We start from the raw sequence: 18,602 nt of genomic DNA, 5'->3' as shown, positions 1-18,602 counted from the left end.
AGGACACGTCGATGAACATTCAGACGACGAACCGCCTCACTGCCGCGGAAACGGCGCTGATCGAGGCCTATAACGACCAGTTGGGCGATCTGCCCGGTGACGGCGAAGTCTTTGCCGTCCGGGATCGGCTGCTGGACGACCTGAAAACCGCAGGCCTGCCGACGCGCCGCGTCGAGGCCTGGCACTACACCGATTTCAAGAACCTGCTGCGTCTGGTTCCCAGCGACATCGGCAAGGGCCTAGCCGAAGCGCTGCCGCCGACGGTCGAGGGATCTTCCGTTCTCGCCGTTCTTCAGGGCAGGGCGAGCGAGAAGGCTGCCGTCAAGAATCTGACGGTCGCACGCTATGCGGACAGCCTGGTCAACGGCAAGGCTGCCGCCGGGCTCGAAGCGCTCGGCAAGGATGATGCCATCGGGCGCATCAATGCAAGCTTCGTGCGCGATGGCTATGTCATCGATCTGCCAGACGGTACGGAATTTGACGCGCCCTTGGAAGTGCAGTTCGTCCATGCCGGCGGCCAGATTCACAGCCGCCTGCCGGTCAACTTCGGCGCCGACGTCAAGGCGACCCTCATCGAGCGCCATCAGGCCGTCGAAGGTGCCGCGGCACTTGTCTCGTCGGTGAGCGAAGTCAAGATCGGCGAGCGGGCCGACGTGACCTGGATCGTCCTGCAGGAACAGGGATCCGAGGATACGCATCTCGGCCAGATCCGTGTCGATCTCGGTGCCGACGCCAAGCTGAGACTGTTCGTCATCAATGCCGGCGGCAAGCTGGTGCGTCAGGAACTGCATATCAAGGTGACGGGCGAGGGCGCCGATCTCAAGATTCGCGGCGTCAATCTTTTGGGTGGCGACACCCATACGGACGTGACGCTGGTGCTCGGCCATGACGTTCCGCATACAGGCTCGACGGAAATCGTCCGTAACGTGGTGTTCGACCGCGCCCGCGGCGTCTTTCAGGGCATGATCCGTGTGGCGCCCGATGCACAGAAGACCGATGCGCGCATGGCTTGCAATACGCTGCTGATGTCCGACGATGCCGAATTCTCGGTGAAGCCGGAGCTCGAAATCTTCGCCGACGACGTGCAGTGCGGCCATGGTGCGACTGTCGCCGATATCGACGGCAACCATCTCTACTACCTGATGGCGCGCGGCATTCCGAAGAACAAGGCGCGTGCCATGCTGGTCAACGCCTTCGTGGCGGAGATCGTCGAGGAACTGGAAGACGAAGCCCTGGTCGAGGCGCTGGAAGGCGTTATCTCCGGCTGGCTGGAAAAGCACGCCTGATTGGAGGCAAAGCTCGTGGACAAGATCCTGCCGGCAACGGCCTATGACGTCGAAGCCATTCGCCGGGATTTCCCGATCCTGACGAAAACGGTGCATGGCAAGCCGTTGGTCTATCTCGACAACGGCGCGTCGGCACAGAAGCCGCAAGTCGTCATCGACGCGATTTCACATGCCTATTCCAACGAATATGCCAATGTGCATCGCGGCCTGCACTTCCTGTCCAACGCGGCGACGGAAGCCTATGAGGCGGCTCGCGAAAAAGTGCGCCGCTTCCTGAACGCGCCGTCGGTGGACGATATCGTTTTCACCAAGAATTCGACGGAGGCGATCAACACCGTCGCCTACGGCTGGGGCATGCCGAAGATCGGCGAAGGCGACGAGATCGTCGTCTCCATCATGGAGCATCACTCCAATATCGTTCCCTGGCATTTCATCCGGGAGCGGCAGGGCGCCAAGCTCGTCTGGGTGCCGGTCGACGACGAGGGCGCGTTCCATATCGAGGATTTCGAGAAGAGCCTCACGGAGCGCACCAAGCTTGTCGCCATCACCCATATGTCGAACGCGCTCGGAACCATCGTTCCGGTGAAGGAAGTGTGCCGCATCGCCCATGAGCGCGGCATTCCGGTTCTGATCGACGGGTCGCAGGGTGCGGTGCATCTGCCTGTCGATGTGCAGGATATCGATTGTGACTGGTACGTCATGACCGGGCACAAGCTCTATGGCCCCTCCGGCATCGGCGTTCTATACGGCAAGAAGGATCGGCTTGCCGAGATGCGGCCTTTCCAGGGCGGCGGCGAGATGATCTTCGACGTCACCGAGGAAAACGTCACTTACAACGAGCCGCCGCATCGCTTCGAAGCCGGCACGCCGCCGATCGTGCAGGCGATCGGCTTGGGCTACGCGCTCGACTATATGGACGGCATCGGCCGCGAGGCGATCGCACGCCACGAGGCCGATCTCGCCGCCTATGCGGCCGAGCGGCTACGGGATATCAATTCGTTGCGGGTGATCGGCACGGCGCCCGATAAGGGCGGCATTTTCTCCTTCGAGCTTGCCGGCATCCATTCGCACGACGTCTCGATGGTGATCGACCGCCAGGGTGTCGCCGTTCGCGCCGGGACGCATTGCGCCCAGCCGCTCTTGAAACGCTTCGGCGTTACCTCCACATGCCGTGCATCGTTCGGCCTGTACAATACGCGCGCCGAGGTGGATGCTTTGGCGGATGCGCTGGAATATGCGCGCAAGTTCTTTGCCTAAGGAGGCAAGCGATGTCACTCGACGAAAGCGAACAGAAGATCGACGTACGCGAAGGGATCGTGCATTCCAGCATTCCCGAGGATGAGCTGGCTCGTCTCAGCGACGATATCATCAGCGCGCTGAAAACGGTCTACGATCCTGAAATTCCCGCCGATATTTTCGAGCTTGGTCTGGTCTACAAGATCGATATCGAAGACGACCGCATGGTGAAGATCGTCATGACCTTGACCGCGCCCGGCTGCCCCGTTGCCGGCGAGATGCCGGGCTGGGTCGAGAATGCCGTCGGCGCCGTCGAAGGCGTTTCCGGCGTCGATGTCAGCATGACCTTCGATCCGCCGTGGACGCCGGACCGCATGTCGGAAGAAGCGCAGGTCGCCGTCGGTTGGTATTGAAGCTTTAAGCCGCCGGCTTTACATTAAGACTCGAAGCGCCGGATCTTGACCCCGGTTGTGGAAGGAGAATGAGCCCATGGGCTTTTCAGTGATGAGCATGACGGATGCGGCAGCGGCCCGCGTCAAGGCAATCGTCGAGAATTCCGGTCCTGATGCCAAGGGCGTGCGCGTCGGCATCAAGAAGGGCGGTTGCGCCGGCATGGAATATACCATCGACCTGGTGACGGAGCCGAACCCGAAGGATGATCTGATCGAGCGCGACGGCGCAAGAGTCTGGGTCGAGCCGTCGGCCGTGCTTTATCTGCTCGGCACGGAGATGGGCTTCGAGATGACGACGCTGCGTTCGGGCTTCATCTTTACCAATCCCAACCAGACATCGGCCTGCGGCTGCGGCGAATCCGTCGAGCTGAAGCCTGCCGATCTCGCTGCTCTGGCGGCACAGCGTCAGTCTGCGCAGGCGATCTGAGCCAAATTCTATCTTTCCAGTCTTTCAGATCGTGCCGGATTCGCAATGCGCGGCCGGCACCGGCGTCAGCTTGAGCCCCAGCGCCTTGACAACCTTCAGGATCGTCGCGAATTCCGGATTTCCATCGCCGCTGAGCGCGCGATAGAGCGCTGAACGGTTCATGCCGACATCCTTGGCGAGCTTGCTCATGTTGCGGGTGCGGGCGACTTCGCCCAGTGCCTTGGCGATCGAGGCCGGATCGTCCGTTGCAAAAGCGGCTGCGATGTAGCTGTCGGGATCGTCGGTGCTCAGGGAAATCTCCTGATTCATGTCATGGGCCTTTCCGTAGCAGCCAATCGCGGATGATGCCGGTCTCGTCCTGATGAAGGTCGTGACCGGCCGCCAGCACATGGGCACTGACATCCGCGCCGGCATTTTCAAGTTGGTTTTTCATGACATCCGCATCGCCGGCCTCGCGCCGCCGGTCGTGCTCGCCCGATGTGATCAGGATCGGCAATGCGGTCAGCGGCGGGAAATCTGCTGTCGGTGCCGGCGAGAGCGGCCGTATCAGAATAGCGGCGGAGGCCAGTTGCGGTTGCCGAAGAAGAATGGACGCGGCCACGATCGCGCCGTTTGAGAAGCCGAGCAGAATTGGCGGCTGGGAGATTGTCTCGTCTTCCAAGGCCGAGGCGATGAAATGGCAGAGTTTGTCGGTCCGTCTCTCGAGATCGGCATGATCCAGGCTGCGATCCGGATTGCGACGGAAGAAAGCAAAGCCTGCCTCCCATGTCAGGGAGCCGCGCAGGGCCATATAGGGCCGATGCGGTGCGACCGCGCCGGCAAGGGGGATAAGCGATGTTTCGTCCCCGCTGCTGCCATGCAGCAGAAGCAGTGGGGAAGAGGAATAGTCCGCTCGTCCGATGATGAAGTGATGTTCCGGTTGTTCCGGCATGAAACTGAATTCCAGGGCCCAATGCCGACTCACGAAAAACGCCGCGCATCCGTTGAGATACGCGGCGTTTTCATAGACAAGTTTCGCGATAGATTTATGTCTATTGCAAGCGAAGCGACTGAACCGCTTCGCTTTTTCGTAAAAATCCTACTCCGCGGCCTCGGCGTAGGATTCCAGCGGCGGGCAGGTGCAGATCAGATTGCGGTCGCCGTAAACATTGTCGATGCGGTTGACCGGAGACCAGTATTTGTCCACGCGGAAGGCGCCGGGCGGGAAGCAGGCCTGTTCGCGCGAATAGGGACGATCCCACTCGCCGACGAGATCTTCCACCGTATGCGGTGCGTTCTTCAGCGGGTTGTTGGTCTTGTCCATCCGGCCGTCCTCGATGGCGCGGGCTTCCTCGCGGATGGCCAGCATTGCCTCGCAGAAGCGGTCGAGCTCGGCCTTGGTTTCCGATTCGGTCGGCTCGATCATCAGCGTGCCGGCAACCGGCCAGCTCATGGTCGGCGCGTGGAAGCCGCAATCGATGAGGCGCTTGGCGACATCGTCGACCGTCACGCCGGCGCTTGTGACCAGCGGGCGCGTATCGATGATGCATTCGTGCGCGACGCGTCCGGCCTCGGACTTGTAGAGCACATCATAGGCACCCTTCAGCCGGGCGGCGATATAGTTGGCGTTGAGGATCGCCACCTTCGTCGCCTGCGTCAGGCCTTCGCCGCCCATCATCAGGCAGTAGCTCCAGGAGATCGGCAGGATGGAGGCCGAACCGAAGGCTGCCGCCGAGACAGCACCGCTGCGGCCGTCCGTTTCCGGGTGACCGGGGAGATACGGCGCCAGATGCGCCTTGACGCCGATCGGGCCCATGCCGGGACCGCCGCCGCCATGCGGGATGCAGAAGGTCTTGTGCAGGTTCAGGTGGCTGACATCGGAACCGATATCGCCCGGACGCGACAGGCCGACCATGGCGTTCATGTTGGCGCCGTCGAGATAGACCTGACCGCCATGCTTGTGCACGAGATCGCAGATCTCCTTCACCGTCTCCTCGAAAACGCCGTGCGTCGAGGGATAGGTGATCATGCAGCAGGAGAGGTTGTCGGCATATTGCTCGGTCTTGGCGCGGAAGTCGGCCATGTCGATATCGCCGTCGTCGCTGACCTTGACGACCACGACCTTCATGCCCGCCATCTGTGCCGAGGCCGGGTTGGTGCCGTGCGCGGAGGTCGGGATGAGGCAGATGTCGCGATGTCCCTGGCCATTGGCAATATGGTAATTGCGGATGGTCAGGAGGCCTGCATATTCGCCCTGCGCGCCGGAATTCGGCTGCATGGAGAAGGCGTCGTAGCCTGTCACGGCGCAGAGCTTGTCCGTGAGGTCGTCGATCATCTCGCGGTAGCCGAGCGCCTGGTCGGCCGGAACGAAAGGATGGATATCCGAAAATTCCGGCCATGTGATCGGCAGCATTTCCGCCGTCGCATTGAGCTTCATGGTGCAGGAGCCGAGCGGGATCATCGAGCGGTCGAGCGCCAGGTCGCGGTCGGAGAGACGACGGATGTAGCGCGTCATCTCGCTTTCGGCGCGGTTCATGTGGAAGATCGGATGCGCCAGATATTCGCTGGTGCGCAGCAGGGTCTTCGGCAGGCGATAGGACGGCTCGAAATCGGCGATGCGGAAATCGCCGCCGAACGCGCGCCAGACGGCTTCCACCGTCGCCGGGCGGGTGCGCTCGTCGAGGCTGATGCCGATCTTCGTTTCACCGACCTTGCGCAGGTTCACGCCTTCGGCGACGGCCGCGCGCAGGATGAGACCCTGCATATGGCCGACTTCGACGGTGATGGTGTCGAAGAAGGTTTCGGGCTCGACGGCGTAGCCGAGCTTTTCCAGCCCCTTGGCCGTCAGGACAGCCTTCTGGTGGACCTGCTGGGCGATCGCCTTGAGACCCTGCGGACCGTGGAAGACCGCATACATGGAGGCCATGACGGCGAGCAGCACCTGTGCGGTGCAGATGTTCGACGTCGCCTTTTCGCGGCGGATATGCTGCTCGCGTGTCTGCAGCGACAGGCGATAGGCGCGATTGCCGCGTGCGTCGACCGAAACGCCGACGAGACGCCCGGGCATGGAACGCTTGTAGTCGTCCTTGACCGCCATATAGGCCGCATGCGGGCCGCCGTAGCCGACCGGCACGCCGAAGCGCTGCGAGGAGCCGATGGCGATATCCGCGCCCATTTCGCCCGGAGATTTCAGCAGCGTCAGCGCCAGCAGATCGGCGGCGACGATTGCGATTGCGCCGGTCTGGTGCAGGCGGGCGATCAGGCCGCTGAAGTCGTTGATATGGCCATGCGTGCCGGGATATTGGAAGACCGCGCCGAAGACGTCGACGGGATCGAGATCGGTGAAGGGGTTGCCGACGATGACGGTCCAGCCGAGCGGCTCGGCGCGGGTCCGGATCAGCGCGATGGTCTGCGGATGGCAGTCGGCGTCGACGAAGAAGGCCTTTGCCTTCGACTTGGCGACGCGTTCCGCCATCGCCATGCCTTCGGCCGCGGCGGTCGCTTCATCGAGCAGCGAGGCGTTGGCGACATCGAGGCCGGTGAGGTCGCTGATCATCGTCTGGTAGTTCAGCAGTGCCTCGAGGCGGCCCTGGCTGATTTCCGGCTGGTAGGGCGTATAAGCGGTGTACCAGGCCGGGTTCTCCAGAATGTTGCGCTGGATGACCGGCGGCGTGATCGTGCCGTAATAGCCCTGGCCGATCAGCGAAACGAGAACCTTGTTCTTGTTGGCGGTCTCGCGCAGCCTGTCGAGCGCCTCGCGCTCGGTCATCGGCGCGCCCCAGGAGAGCGGCGTCTTCTGGCGGATGGCCGGTGGCAGCGTCGCGTCGATCAGGCCATCGAGGCTCTTATAGCCGATCACCTTGAGCATGTCGGTCATCTCGGAGGGAGACGGGCCGATATGGCGGCGATTGGCAAAATCGTATGGCTGGTAATCGGTGAATGTGAATTCCGTAGGCGTCGTCATTATCCGATCAGCTCCTTGTAACCGGATTCATCAAGAAGACCATCGACATCGCTCACATTCTTCAGCTTGAGCTTGAAGAACCAGCCGGCACCCATCGGGTCGGAATTGACGAGCGCCGGGTCGGCGGTGATGGCTTCGTTGACTTCGGTGATCTCTCCGTCGAGCGGACAATAGACTTCGGACGCCGCCTTGACGGATTCAACGGTTGCCGCATCGTCGCCCTTGGAGAAGCTGGCGCCGACCTCGGGCAGTTCCACGAACACGAGATCGCCGAGCTGCTCGGCCGCATGCGCCGTGATGCCGACGGTTGCGACATCGCCTTCAATGTTCAGCCACTCGTGTTCTTCGGTAAACTTCAGCATGGATAATCCTCTCTGGAAAAGACGTTCAGCGTTTGTAGGTAGGCTTGATGAAAGGCAGCGCGCTTACGGCGACCGGCAGATACTTGCCGCGCACCTCGGCATAAACGGTGGTGCCGGGCGCCGTGAATTCGGTCGGCACATAGCCCATGGCGACCGGGGATTCGGCGCTGGGGCCGAAACCGCCAGACGTGACTTCGCCAATCTCGGCCTTGCCTTCGGCATCGGCATAAAGCTTGGCGTGACCGCGAACCGGTGCCTTGCCCTCGGGTTTCAGGCCGACGCGGCGGCGCGACGTGCCGCCATCGAGTTCGGCGAGAATACGGGTTGCACCGGGGAAGCCGCCGGCTCTGATGCCGCCGGTCTTGCGGGCCTTCTGGATGGCCCATTCGAGCGCGCCTTCGACCGGCGTCGTCGTCTCGTCGATGTCGTTGCCATAGAGGCAGAGACCGGCTTCGAGGCGAAGGGAGTCGCGGGCGCCGAGGCCGATGGGCTGAACGTCGGGATGTTCCAGCAATCGCTTGGCGATATCCTCGGCCTTGTCTGACGGAACGGAGATTTCGAAACCGTCTTCGCCGCTATAGCCTGATCGCGACACGAGGCAGGAGACGTCGTGGAGGCGACAATGGCGCACGTCCATGAACTTCATGTAGGCGATATCGGCCCAGAGTTCGGCAAGCACGTCGACGGCGCGCGGTCCCTGCAGGGCAATCAGCGCGCGATCGAGTAATGTAACTTCGCAGCTATCGCCTATATGATCTTGAAGATGCTTGAAATCCTGCTCTTTGCAAGCAGCGTTGACGACGACGAAAAGATAGTCGTCCAAATGGGTGATCATCAGATCGTCGAGAATGCCGCCCTTGTCGTCGGTGAAGAAGCCGTAGCGCTGGCGGCCTTCGGCGAGGCCGAGGATATCGACCGGCACGAGGCTTTCCAGGGCGAGCGCAGCATCTTCATATTTGCCGGAGCGGGCGCGGATCGTCACCTGACCCATATGCGACACATCGAACAGGCCGGCATTCGATCGAGTCCAGAGATGTTCCTTCAGGACGCCGGGGGCATATTGCACCGGCATGTCGTAGCCGGCAAACGGCACCATGCGGGCACCGAGAGACACATGCAGGGCGTGAAGGGGTGTTGTCTTGAGGGCAGCGGTCTCGTCCAAATGACGCCTCCGGGTTTTGCGCTCGTTTCGAAGCGCTGAGCTCACAATTTCGGCGCGACTGCGCCTGACGATGAGCCCCCTCTGTCTGTTTGCCTGAGATTGTTATCCCTTCGGCGAACGCTTGCGCGCTTCTCTCCAGAGTTCCGTCTGCCCCTTGCTGGTCCTTTGGCCTGAGAGTTTCCGGGGCGGTTGCTCCTTCGGCACCGGCTTGCACCGGATTCTCCCAACAAGGTCGAGTGCCATTATCCGGTCCCGGGCAGAGATGGCAAGGGGCAAATGTCGCCGCTGAACAAATTTTTGTCGCGCCGATCAATCCTGCGTTTGGCAATGATTACGGGCCTTTGCAACGGACATGGGAGAGGCTATCCCTTTTCGTCGTTTGAGGAGCCGGGCAGGAGATGAAGATGAACCGCAACCACGCCGCCGCACTGCTGATTTCGATCGGCGCATTTTCACTTTCCCTCGGCGGGGCGATGGCGCAGGACAACGGCACGATGAAGTCGATGCCCGGAATGCACATGGATGCCGGCGCGGCGCCTTCCGGCTCCGCCGGGGCCAAACTGGGCGATCTCGATATCAGCGGCGGCTATGTTCGCGCCATGCTTCCCGGCCAGCCGGTCGGCGGCGGGTACATCACCATCCACAACGGCGGCAAGTCCGACGACAGGCTGACCTCGGTGACGTCATCGGCGGCCGGCAAGGTCGAACTGCACGAAATGAAGATGGACGGCGAGATCATGAAGATGCGCGAGATAAAGGGTGGCATCGCCATTCCGGCCGGGGCCACCGTGACGCTTGCGCCGAACACGATGCACATGATGTTCAAGCAGGTGAAGGCACCCTTCAAGCAGGGCGGCACGGTGGCCGTAATGCTGATGTTCGACAAGGCGGGCATGGTCGATATCAATCTGCCCGTCGTCTCCGCCAAGGGAAACTGAGCCAGAAAATCATTCTGCCGCGCAATTCCGATTTCCACTTTTCCTCGAAATGCTCTAAAGCCACGTCAAAAGGCCGGAAAATGTCCGGCCGCGGGGCCTATGGTCTCGTCGTTTGAATAGGCATGAACCCCGTCCAGCGATCGTCTGACACCTCCTGGGACATGCCGCGGTATTTGAAAGAAGAAGAATGGCCGGGATTGAGCATATTGAGGTCGAGCCTGACGAGGCCGGCATGCGCCTCGACCGCTGGTTCAAGGTGCATTTTCCGGGGCTCGGCTTCGGACAATTGCAGAAGCTGATGCGCTCCGGTCAGGTGCGTGTCGACGGAGGTCGCGTGAAGACGGACGCGCGGGTTCAGCCAGGGCAGATGGTGCGCGTGCCGCCGCTGGATGTCGACGCCAAAGGGCCGAAGAGTGGCCCCATTGCCGGCAGTGACCTCAAACATTCCGGCGATGCCGAGCTGCTTGCGCGGATGCTGCTGCATGAAGACGACAAGGTCTATGTGCTGAACAAGCCGGCAGGCCTCGCCGTGCAGGGTGGCTCCGGCCTTACCCGCCATATCGACAAGATGCTCGAGGCATGGACGAACAAGAAGGGCGAGAAGCCGCGCCTGGTGCACCGTCTCGACCGCGACACGTCGGGCGTTCTGGTCGTTGCCCGCACCCGTGGCGCAGCGCAGAAATTGACGGCCGCCTTCCGTGAACGCGACACCAAGAAGACCTACTGGTCACTGGTAAAGGGCGTGCCGCGCAAGCATGAAGACAAGATTTCGACCTGGCTGGTGAAGGAAGCGACGCCTGACGGCGACCGCATGCGCATCGCCAAGCATGGGGAGGAGGGCGCCGATCACGCCATCTCCTATTATCGCGTGCTCGAAACCGCCGCTCAGAGCCTCGCCTGGCTTGAGATGGAGCCCTATACCGGCCGCACCCATCAGCTGCGCGTCCACGCGCTGCACATGGGCCATCCGATCATCGGCGACCCCAAATATTTCGACGACGATCCGAATTGGGATTTCCCGGGCGGCGTGCAGAAGCGGCTGCATCTGCATGCCCGCCATATCGATATTCCGCATCCGAACGGCGGCCGCCTGCGCGTAACCGCTCCTCTGCCGCCGCATATGGTGCAGACCTGGAACCTTCTCGGACTTGACATGGCATCGGCAGGGGAGCCGGACGACGAATGAAGCTGGTTCTTTTCGATTGCGATGGCACGCTGGTCGATAGCGTGCGGTTGATCCACGAGGTCATGGCACGAACCTTCGTGGCTTTCGGCTACAAGCGCCCGGACGTCTCCGCCACCAAGTCGATCATCGGCCTCACGCTGGATATCGCCATCGCCCGCCTGCAGGGCAAGCCGCATGTCGATGAGGAAGCGGTCGCCATGACCGCGCATTACAAATCGATCTTTCCCGACGTGCGCGACGAAGCGGACATGCAGACGCCTCTCTTCGATGGCATCAAGCCGCTGATCGAGACGCTTGCCGCGCATGAAGAGCTGCTGCTCGGCGCCGTGACGGGTAAATCCCGCCGCGGCCTGACCCATATTCTTGCCGTCAACGATTTCACGCCCTATTTCATCGTCTCGCGTACAGCCGACGATTGCCCGTCGAAGCCGCATCCGGCGATGGTGACGGAATGCTGCGATGAAACCGGCATGGATCCGCACGATACCATCGTCATCGGCGATGCGATCTACGACATGCAGATGGCGAAAGCGGCGGGTGCGACCGCCATCGGCGTCGCCTGGGGCTATGCCTCCGTCGAGGATCTGCTGGCAGCCGGGGCCGATGCCATCGCCCACCATCCGAACGATTTGTTGAGCCATATTCTCTGAGGTGACGCCATGCGCGACCTGTTGAACGACCTTTCCGAGGGTCTGAGCCATCCAGATCCGATCCGCCGCGCGCAGATCCAGATGAAGAAGCCGTTGCCCAAGCGCTTCTACAAGGATGTCACGATCAATCAAGGCGAGGGCGGCCATGCCATCGCGCTCGACGGAAAGGTTATCAAGACGCCGGCAAGGCATTCCCTGGCTTTGCCGACGGAAGCGCTTGCCAAGCTGGTGGCTGCCGAGTGGGTACGGCAGGTCGACGTGATCGATCCCTCGACCATGCCGGTCACACGCCTCGTCAACACGGCTATCGACGGTGTTGCGACGGAGAGCCAGGCCGTGTTCGACGAAATCGTCCGTTTCTCCGGCAGCGATCTGCTCAGTTACCGCGCTGACGGGCCCGAGCGGCTTGTCGAGCGGCAGTCGGCGCGCTGGAACCCGGTGATCGAATGGGCGGCGCGCGACATCGGCGCCCGCTTCATTCTGGCCGAGGGCGTCATACATCAGGAACAGCCCGGCGAAGCCATCACGGCCTTTTCCGCCGCATTGCGCAAATACGACACGCCGATGGAGCTTGCCAGCCTGCATACGATCACGACGCTCACCGGCTCGGCGATCCTGGCGCTTGCATTTGCCGAAGGCTTCCTCCCGCTTGCCGATGTGTGGTCGCTTGCCCATCTCGATGAAGACTGGACGATCGAGCATTGGGGCAGCGACGAAGAAGCCGAACAGCGCCGTGCACAGCGTTTTGAGGAGTTTCAGGCCGCGACCGACGTTTTTTCTGCGCTTCGCAGTTGAATATTGTTGGATTTCAGTCCTTTATATCGATCTGCATAACTTGCGGGTTTGAAAGTCGGGGCAGGGATCATGTTGTTGTCGAGGTCGAGAGCCGTGTCGGCGCTCGTGGTATGTTTGGCATTGGCCGCATGCTCGAGCTGGTCTGTCGAACCTCCGCCTGCCGCCTATGACGTGCGTAGCGCGACTGTGGTGGCGGATCAGGCTTTGCCGCCGGTATCGCCGGCCCTGGTCGCCGCCGTCAACGATCGCGTCAATGCTGCAATCACATCCACCACCCGCACGACCACCTTGCCGCAGGTCGCCCTGACTGTCCGGCTCACCGATGTCCGCCGTGCCCGCGGCTTCAATCGGGATCGCAACAGCGCCAAAATCAATATCGACGCGGCGGCGATGGATGGGGGCGCGGTGGTCGCCATGGCGTCCTTCGAGATCAGAACGGTCGCTCCGGATCCCGCCACGGCGGATGAGCTGATGGCGGAGGACATAGCCGCCCGCATCCGCTCGATATTCGCGTTGAACACGCCGCGGCTGGCAAACTGAGCCGGCGGCTTCAAACGACGCGCGCATCATGCTAAGCCCGAGTGGCAATGGAGAGAGGGCCGCATGAAGGAAATCCTACAGGAACTGGAACGCCGCCGCGAGGTTGCCAGACTGGGCGGCGGGCAGGTGCGAATAGACGCGCAGCACGCGCGCGGCAAGCTGACCGCCCGCGAGCGCATCGACATCTTTCTCGATGAGGGTTCCTTCGAGGAGTTCGACATGTTCGTCGAACATCGCTCGACCGATTTCGGCATGGACAAGAGCAAGATCGCCGGCGACGGCGTCGTGACGGGCTGGGGCACGGTCAACGGCCGTACCGTTTTCCTTTTTGCCAAGGATTTCACGGTCTTCGGTGGATCTCTTTCGGAAGCACATGCGGAAAAGATCACCAAGGTACAGGACATGGCGCTGAAGAACCGGGCGCCGATCATCGGCATCTATGATGCCGGTGGCGCCCGCATCCAGGAAGGCGTTGCAGCACTCGGCGGCTATGCCGAGGTGTTCCAGCGTAATGTGCTCGCCTCCGGCGTCATTCCGCAGATTTCCATCATCATGGGTCCCTGTGCCGGCGGCGACGTCTATTCTCCCGCCATGACTGATTTCATCTTCATGGTGCGCGACACCTCCTACATGTTCGTCACCGGCCCGGATGTGGTGAAGACGGTCACGAACGAGACAGTGACCTCCGAGCAGCTCGGCGGCGCCTCGGTGCACACGACGAAATCCTCGATCGCCGATGCCGCCTACGACAACGATATCGACACGCTGCTGCAGGTGCGCCGCCTCATCGATTTCCTGCCGCAGTCGAACACGGCGGCGGTGCCTGAGATCGAGTGCCATCAATCCGTCACCGAGCCGGACACGTCGCTCGATACGCTGATTCCCGCCAATGCAAACAAGCCCTACGACATCAAGGAACTGATCCTGAAGGTCGCCGACGAGGGCGACTTCTTGGAAATACAGGAAAGCTTTGCCAGGAATATCGTCTGCGGCTTCGGCCGTATCGAGGGTGCCACGGTCGGCTTCGTCGCCAACCAGCCCATGGTGCTGGCCGGCGTTCTCGATAGCGACGCATCGCGAAAGGCCGCGCGCTTCGTGCGCTTCTGCGATTGCTTCAACATCCCGATCGTCACCTTCGTCGATGTGCCCGGTTTCCTGCCGGGAACCGCACAGGAATATGGTGGCCTGATCAAGCACGGCGCCAAGCTGCTCTTTGCCTATGCCGAAGCGACAGTGCCGAAGCTCACCGTCATCACCCGCAAGGCGTTCGGCGGCGCTTATGACGTTATGGCCTCGAAGCACCTGCGCGGCGACCTCAACTATGCCTGGCCGACGGCGCAGATCGCGGTCATGGGCGCCAAGGGTGCGGTCGAGATCATCTTCCGCAAGGACATTGCCGATCCGGAGAAGATCGCAGCCCATACCAAGATGTATGAGGACCGCTTCCTTTCTCCCTTCGTTGCCGCCGAACGCGGCTATATCGACGAAGTGATCATGCCGCGCTCCACCCGCAGACGGTTGGCGCAGGGGCTGCGGATGCTGCGCAACAAAGATCTGACCAATCCCTGGAAGAAGCACGACAACATTCCGCTGTGAAACTGTGACAACAAGCCACGGATTTCACACGGAAAATTGATTGGACGTCAGAAGCCGTGTTTTCCCGTCTCAGGCAGGTCGCTCTAAAGATTCCTGCAGGGGGAGTTGAAACTGGAGTTAAAAATGGCGCTTTCCGATCGGCTGAATCAATATCAGCCCCATGCTCTTACTGTATTGCGTATCGTCACCGGCGTGTTGTTCATCGAACATGGCCTGCAGAAGCTTTTCGGCTTTCCGCCCGGCGGGCAGTTTCCAAGCCCGCTGCCGACCCTGCTTCTGGTTCAGGGTATCATCGAGGTCGTCGGCGGCTTGGCCACGATCGTCGGATTCTTTACCCGTCCCGTCGCCTTCATCCTTTGCGGCAACATGGCGGTCGCCTATTTCATGGCGCACTATCCGAAGAATTTCTTCCCCGCCAACAACGGCGGCGATGCAGCCATCCTCTACTGCTTCGTCTTCCTGTTCCTGATCTTCGCAGGCCCGGGCCTTCTGGCGATCGACAACAAGAAGAAGTAAATCATACCTGCGCCGGGCTCGATCAATCATCGGGCCCGGCGAATAAAATCGTCTCTCGCGTGTTGATTCCGTTATCAGCGGAGCGGGAGGCTTTCGACAAGATCTCGTCCGCATCCCAAATTCGAACGGAGATCTTCATGTCACTTTCCGAGCGCCTGTCGCCTTACCAGCCGTCTGCACTCGCGATGCTGCGATTGATGACGGCCATTTTGTTCATCGAACACGGGAGCCAGAAGCTGTTCGGCTTTCCGCCGGCGCCCTATGACATTACGACATTGTTCTTCGTGGCGGGGATGCTGGAACTCGTGGGCGGCATTCTTGTTCTGCTCGGACTCTTCACCCGACCCGTCGCCTTTCTCCTCAGCGGCGAAATGGCGATCGCCTATTTCACGGTGCACATGCCGATCAATTTTTTCCCGGCCAACAACCAGGGAGACGGCGCGATCCTGTTCTGCTTCATCTTCCTGTTCATGGTGTTTTCCGGACCGGGGGATTGGGCGCTGGACAATCGCCAGCGCCGATAGCGGCAACCCGTCAGGCGGTGAGCTTGAGGCCCGCAATGCCGGCGACGATCAGGCCGATGCAGAGCACGCGGACAAGATTTGCAGGGTCGCCCAGCAACCATATGCCCAGCAGAACGGTGCCGACCGTGCCTATGCCGGTCCAAACCGCATAGGCCGTGCCCATCGGCAAGGTCTTCACCGCGAGGCCGAGCAGCACGACGCTGATGACCATGGAAACGACGGTAAGGGCCGTCGGCACGAGCCGGGTGAAGCCATCGGTATATTTGAGGCCAACTGCCCAGCCGATTTCAAACAAGCCTGCAAGGAAAAGCAGGAACCAAGCCATTTTACGCTCCTTGTTAAGAGCGAGGCCGTCCCCGCGATGTCTACGGCCGGCTATGGATGCTGGCCGCCGCAGTCGTCTGCGTGGTTCCTATATGCCTTTGCCGCTTGCGCATTTCAAGGCATGACGTGAATGCTGGCCGGTTTCACGCCAGACGTTCGGCGTGCCACTTTAGATGATCGTCCATGAAGCTTGAGATGAAGTAGTAGGAGTGGTCGTAGCGCTCGTGCATGCGCAGCGTCAGGCCGATGCCGGTGCCTTTGATCGCTTCTTCGAACAGCCAGGGACGGAGACCGCTTTCGAGGAAGCTGTCCGCCTTGCCCTGGTCGATCAGGAATTCGGGGAAGCGGGCGCCATCTTCGACGAGCGAGCAGGCGTCGTATCGTCTCCATGCGGACTTGTCGCTGCCGAGATACTTTTCGAAGGCGGGTGCCGACCAGTCGGCCGTCGACGGCTGGACGATTGGGGCGAAAGCGGAGCAGCTCTTGAAGCGCTCCGGATGCTTCAGCGCGATCGTCATGGCGCCATGGCCGCCCATGGAATGGCCAAAGATGCCCTGACGGCTCATATCTGCCCGGAATTGCCTGGCGATGAGACCGGGCAGCTCTTCCGTGATGTAGCTGTACATCCGATAGTTTTCGACCCAGGGCGTTTCGGTGGCGTCGAGATAGAAGCCGGCGCCTTTGCCCATCTGCCAATTGGTCAGTTCGTCGGGCACATCGTTGCCGCGCGGGCTGGTGTCCGGGCAGACGATAATCAGGCCGAGCTCGGCGGCCATGCGGCGATATTCGCCTTTCTCCATGACGTTGGCATGGGTGCAGGTGAGGCCTGAAAGATACCAGAGGACGGGACGAGGCTCCCGGATCGCCTGCGGTGGCACGAAGACGGCAAAGGTCATCTCGCATTTGCAGGCTTCGGAATCATGCGAAAAGACGCCCTGCATGCCGCCGAATGCGGTGTTCTGGGAAATGATGTTCACGGCTGGTCTCCAGGCGATTGATAGGCTTTTGCACGCCGGCAAAGCCGGTCGAAGGTTTCGAGAAAGGCGGAGCGGTCGCGCGGCGAGAAGGCGGCATTGTACCCCTTGCTTTCGCCGGTTTCGCGAAGATGCGCGCCGAGATCGCGCATGGCCGTCACCATGCCGATGTTGGTCTTGTCGAAGATGCGGCCGGTCGGCCCGGTCACCTCCGCTCCGGCGGCGACGCAGCGCCCGGCCAGTGGAACATCGGCCGTCACGACGATATCGCCGGGACCGGCATGTTCCGCGATCCAGTTGTCGGCGGCGTCGAAAGCATTGGAGACGATCACATTGCGGACCATCGGATCACGCGACGGCCTGAGCCCGGAATTGGCAACGAAGGTCACCTCGATGCCGTGGCGCTCGGCCACTTTCAAAATCTCCGGCTTCACCGGACAGGCATCGGCATCGACATAGATCATTGGCAACGGAACTTTATCATGATGAGCGCTGCGCGTCCGACCGAACGCGCAGTCGCGGTTTATCGAAGTCCCACGCATGGGGCCAGATTTATTCCCTCAAGGTGCCCGCCTTTTTCGCCACAAAGGTGGCGATGACATCCATCAATGTCGGCGAGAGGCAGTCGTAGGGCTCGAGACGAAGTTCTCTCAGCCGGCTGCGAACGGCGGTCATCGCAGACGGCGGCGTTCCCGATTCGATAATGGACGAAACAAAGGCCGCGAATGTGGGTTCCGGCCAGCCACTCTCCTGGAAACGTTCCGGATGGATGAAATCAAGCCCCTTGAAGGCGTGGTCTCGCTCCACCGGTCCATACATGTGGACACCACACGCCTTGCAGGCATGGCGGAGGATCAACGCGTCCGGATCGACAATCGCGAGCTTGTCGCCATTTTCGAGAACCTTCACGTTTTCATGGGCCGTCACGGCAACGACTGAGAAGGCGGCGCCTTGCGGCTTCCAGCATTTGGTGCAGCCGCAGGCGTGATTGTGTGCAATCCCGCCGGTGATCGCGACTTTGACCGGGCGATCGGTGCAGGCACAAACGAGCGTCCCACCGCTGAAATTCGCCTGTCCTGCCTTCACTCCGCCGTCGAGCGCCGGATGTATCGATACTTGACTTGGCATGTTCAGCTCCTCCTCCTTGGTTGCCCACGGCCTCCCAAATCCGGATTGATTTGCGAAAAGGCCGTGTGCCATTCAAAGTCGTGCAGCGTTCCCTTGTGCCGTCTAAGTCTCAGGCAGTCTTTTAGTACAGCACCACGCTTCTGATGCTTTCGCCTGAGTGCATGAGCTCGAAGCCCTTGTTGATGTCCTCGAGCGGCATGGTGTGGGTGATCATCGGATCGATGATGATCTTGCCCTCCATGTACCAGTCGACGATCTTCGGAACGTCGGTGCGGCCGCGCGCGCCACCGAAGGCCGTCCCCATCCAGCTGCGGCCCGTCACCAGCTGGAACGGACGCGTCGAGATCTCCTGGCCGGCGCCGGCAACGCCGATGACCACCGACTTGCCCCAGCCGCGATGGCTCGCCTCCAGCGCCTGGCGCATCACCCGGGTGTTGCCGGTGCAGTCGAAGGTGTAGTCGGCGCCACCGATCTGGTCGGCGCCGCGCTTCGTCAGGTTGACGAGATAGGGCACGATGTCGTCGCCCACTTCCTTCGGATTGACGAAATGCGTCATGCCGAAG

Annotated in this window: 22 protein-coding genes and 1 riboswitch; of the genes, 12 read left to right on the top strand and 10 right to left on the bottom strand. The window is 61.3% G+C overall.

Going from position 1 to position 18,602, the window contains the following annotated elements:
- The first annotated feature begins 11 nt into the window (after positions 1-11).
- From sufD to sufA, 4 genes are all read left to right on the top strand, one after another.
- Complete coding sequence (gene sufD / locus ACQZ6J_RS00110; protein ID WP_449081083.1) at positions 12-1,286, top strand: Fe-S cluster assembly protein SufD; 1,275 nt, start codon at positions 12-14, stop codon at positions 1,284-1,286.
- 15 nt (positions 1,287-1,301) lie between these two features.
- A complete protein-coding gene (locus ACQZ6J_RS00105) occupies positions 1,302-2,543 on the top strand; it encodes a cysteine desulfurase (RefSeq protein WP_449081081.1) in 1,242 nt (413 codons plus the stop codon).
- Between the two features lie 11 nt (positions 2,544-2,554).
- Positions 2,555-2,935 (top strand): SUF system Fe-S cluster assembly protein, encoded by a 381-nt coding sequence (locus ACQZ6J_RS00100; protein WP_092716450.1) that lies wholly within the window; start codon positions 2,555-2,557, stop codon positions 2,933-2,935.
- A 76-nt stretch (positions 2,936-3,011) separates the two neighbouring features.
- Positions 3,012-3,401: a Fe-S cluster assembly scaffold SufA gene (gene sufA / locus ACQZ6J_RS00095; RefSeq protein ID WP_163991088.1), complete on the top strand. Its 390-nt coding sequence runs from the start codon at positions 3,012-3,014 to the stop codon at positions 3,399-3,401.
- Between the two features lie 24 nt (positions 3,402-3,425).
- Here the strand turns inward: sufA and ACQZ6J_RS00090 are convergent, their stop codons facing one another.
- The 5 genes from ACQZ6J_RS00090 to gcvT form a co-directional block, all read right to left on the bottom strand.
- Entirely contained in the window at positions 3,426-3,710 is a 285-nt protein-coding gene (locus ACQZ6J_RS00090) for an addiction module antidote protein (protein ID WP_163991090.1), read from the bottom strand.
- A 1-nt stretch (position 3,711) separates the two neighbouring features.
- Positions 3,712-4,332 carry an alpha/beta hydrolase gene (locus tag ACQZ6J_RS00085; protein WP_449081079.1) on the bottom strand — a complete coding sequence of 207 codons (621 nt, stop codon included), beginning with the start codon at positions 4,330-4,332 and terminating at the stop codon, positions 3,712-3,714.
- Between the two features lie 147 nt (positions 4,333-4,479).
- A complete protein-coding gene (gcvP, locus tag ACQZ6J_RS00080) occupies positions 4,480-7,344 on the bottom strand; it encodes an aminomethyl-transferring glycine dehydrogenase (protein ID WP_449081078.1) in 2,865 nt (954 codons plus the stop codon).
- The gene (gcvH, locus tag ACQZ6J_RS00075) at positions 7,344-7,706 is read right to left on the bottom strand and encodes a glycine cleavage system protein GcvH (RefSeq protein WP_163991097.1); all 363 of its coding nucleotides are present in this window, start codon (positions 7,704-7,706) and stop codon (positions 7,344-7,346) included. Before gcvH ends, gcvP begins: the two co-directional genes overlap by 1 nt.
- 25 nt (positions 7,707-7,731) lie before the next feature.
- Positions 7,732-8,868, bottom strand: a complete 1,137-nt coding sequence (gene gcvT / locus ACQZ6J_RS00070; protein ID WP_449081076.1) for a glycine cleavage system aminomethyltransferase GcvT — start codon at positions 8,866-8,868, stop codon at positions 7,732-7,734.
- Between the two features lie 148 nt (positions 8,869-9,016).
- Positions 9,017-9,104: riboswitch (glycine riboswitch) on the bottom strand.
- 168 nt (positions 9,105-9,272) lie between these two features.
- Here gcvT and ACQZ6J_RS00065 point away from each other — a divergent pair.
- The 8 genes from ACQZ6J_RS00065 (at position 9,273) to ACQZ6J_RS00030 (ending at position 15,613) form a co-directional block, all read left to right on the top strand.
- Positions 9,273-9,806 (top strand): copper chaperone PCu(A)C, encoded by a 534-nt coding sequence (locus ACQZ6J_RS00065; protein ID WP_449081074.1) that lies wholly within the window; start codon positions 9,273-9,275, stop codon positions 9,804-9,806.
- A gap of 187 nt (positions 9,807-9,993) precedes the next feature.
- Positions 9,994-10,992: an RluA family pseudouridine synthase gene (locus ACQZ6J_RS00060; RefSeq protein ID WP_449081072.1), complete on the top strand. Its 999-nt coding sequence runs from the start codon at positions 9,994-9,996 to the stop codon at positions 10,990-10,992.
- Positions 10,989-11,642: an HAD-IA family hydrolase gene (locus ACQZ6J_RS00055; RefSeq protein ID WP_449081070.1), complete on the top strand. Its 654-nt coding sequence runs from the start codon at positions 10,989-10,991 to the stop codon at positions 11,640-11,642. The genes ACQZ6J_RS00060 and ACQZ6J_RS00055 overlap by 4 nt, the downstream gene beginning before the upstream one ends.
- A gap of 9 nt (positions 11,643-11,651) precedes the next feature.
- The gene (locus ACQZ6J_RS00050; protein ID WP_449081069.1) at positions 11,652-12,437 is read left to right on the top strand and encodes an ATP12 family chaperone protein; all 786 of its coding nucleotides are present in this window, start codon (positions 11,652-11,654) and stop codon (positions 12,435-12,437) included.
- A gap of 69 nt (positions 12,438-12,506) precedes the next feature.
- Positions 12,507-12,977, top strand: a complete 471-nt coding sequence (locus ACQZ6J_RS00045; protein ID WP_163991109.1) for a hypothetical protein — start codon at positions 12,507-12,509, stop codon at positions 12,975-12,977.
- Positions 12,978-13,040: 63 nt separating this feature from the next.
- The gene (locus ACQZ6J_RS00040) at positions 13,041-14,573 is read left to right on the top strand and encodes an acyl-CoA carboxylase subunit beta (protein WP_449081067.1); all 1,533 of its coding nucleotides are present in this window, start codon (positions 13,041-13,043) and stop codon (positions 14,571-14,573) included.
- Positions 14,574-14,696: 123 nt separating this feature from the next.
- Positions 14,697-15,089, top strand: a complete 393-nt coding sequence (locus ACQZ6J_RS00035) for a DoxX family protein (protein WP_163991113.1) — start codon at positions 14,697-14,699, stop codon at positions 15,087-15,089.
- 137 nt (positions 15,090-15,226) lie between these two features.
- The gene (locus tag ACQZ6J_RS00030; RefSeq protein WP_449081065.1) at positions 15,227-15,613 is read left to right on the top strand and encodes a DoxX family protein; all 387 of its coding nucleotides are present in this window, start codon (positions 15,227-15,229) and stop codon (positions 15,611-15,613) included.
- 10 nt (positions 15,614-15,623) lie between these two features.
- Here ACQZ6J_RS00030 and sugE read toward each other — a convergent pair whose 3' ends face one another.
- The 5 genes from sugE to ACQZ6J_RS00005 all read right to left on the bottom strand — a co-directional run.
- The gene (gene sugE, locus ACQZ6J_RS00025; protein ID WP_163991117.1) at positions 15,624-15,938 is read right to left on the bottom strand and encodes a quaternary ammonium compound efflux SMR transporter SugE; all 315 of its coding nucleotides are present in this window, start codon (positions 15,936-15,938) and stop codon (positions 15,624-15,626) included.
- 142 nt (positions 15,939-16,080) lie between these two features.
- Entirely contained in the window at positions 16,081-16,914 is an 834-nt protein-coding gene (gene fghA / locus ACQZ6J_RS00020) for an S-formylglutathione hydrolase (RefSeq protein WP_449081062.1), read from the bottom strand.
- Entirely contained in the window at positions 16,911-17,375 is a 465-nt protein-coding gene (locus ACQZ6J_RS00015) for a YaiI/YqxD family protein (protein WP_163991131.1), read from the bottom strand. The genes fghA and ACQZ6J_RS00015 overlap by 4 nt, the downstream gene beginning before the upstream one ends.
- 88 nt (positions 17,376-17,463) lie before the next feature.
- A complete protein-coding gene (gene gfa / locus ACQZ6J_RS00010) occupies positions 17,464-18,039 on the bottom strand; it encodes an S-(hydroxymethyl)glutathione synthase (RefSeq protein ID WP_449081060.1) in 576 nt (191 codons plus the stop codon).
- Between the two features lie 121 nt (positions 18,040-18,160).
- Positions 18,161-18,602, bottom strand: a 442-nt coding sequence (locus ACQZ6J_RS00005; protein WP_449081058.1) for a zinc-binding dehydrogenase, incomplete at its 5' end; no start/stop codon positions are given.

The sequence above is a fragment of the Rhizobium sp. A37_96 genome, assembly GCF_053521765.1.
This window is presented reverse-complemented; position numbering and strand designations above follow the sequence as displayed.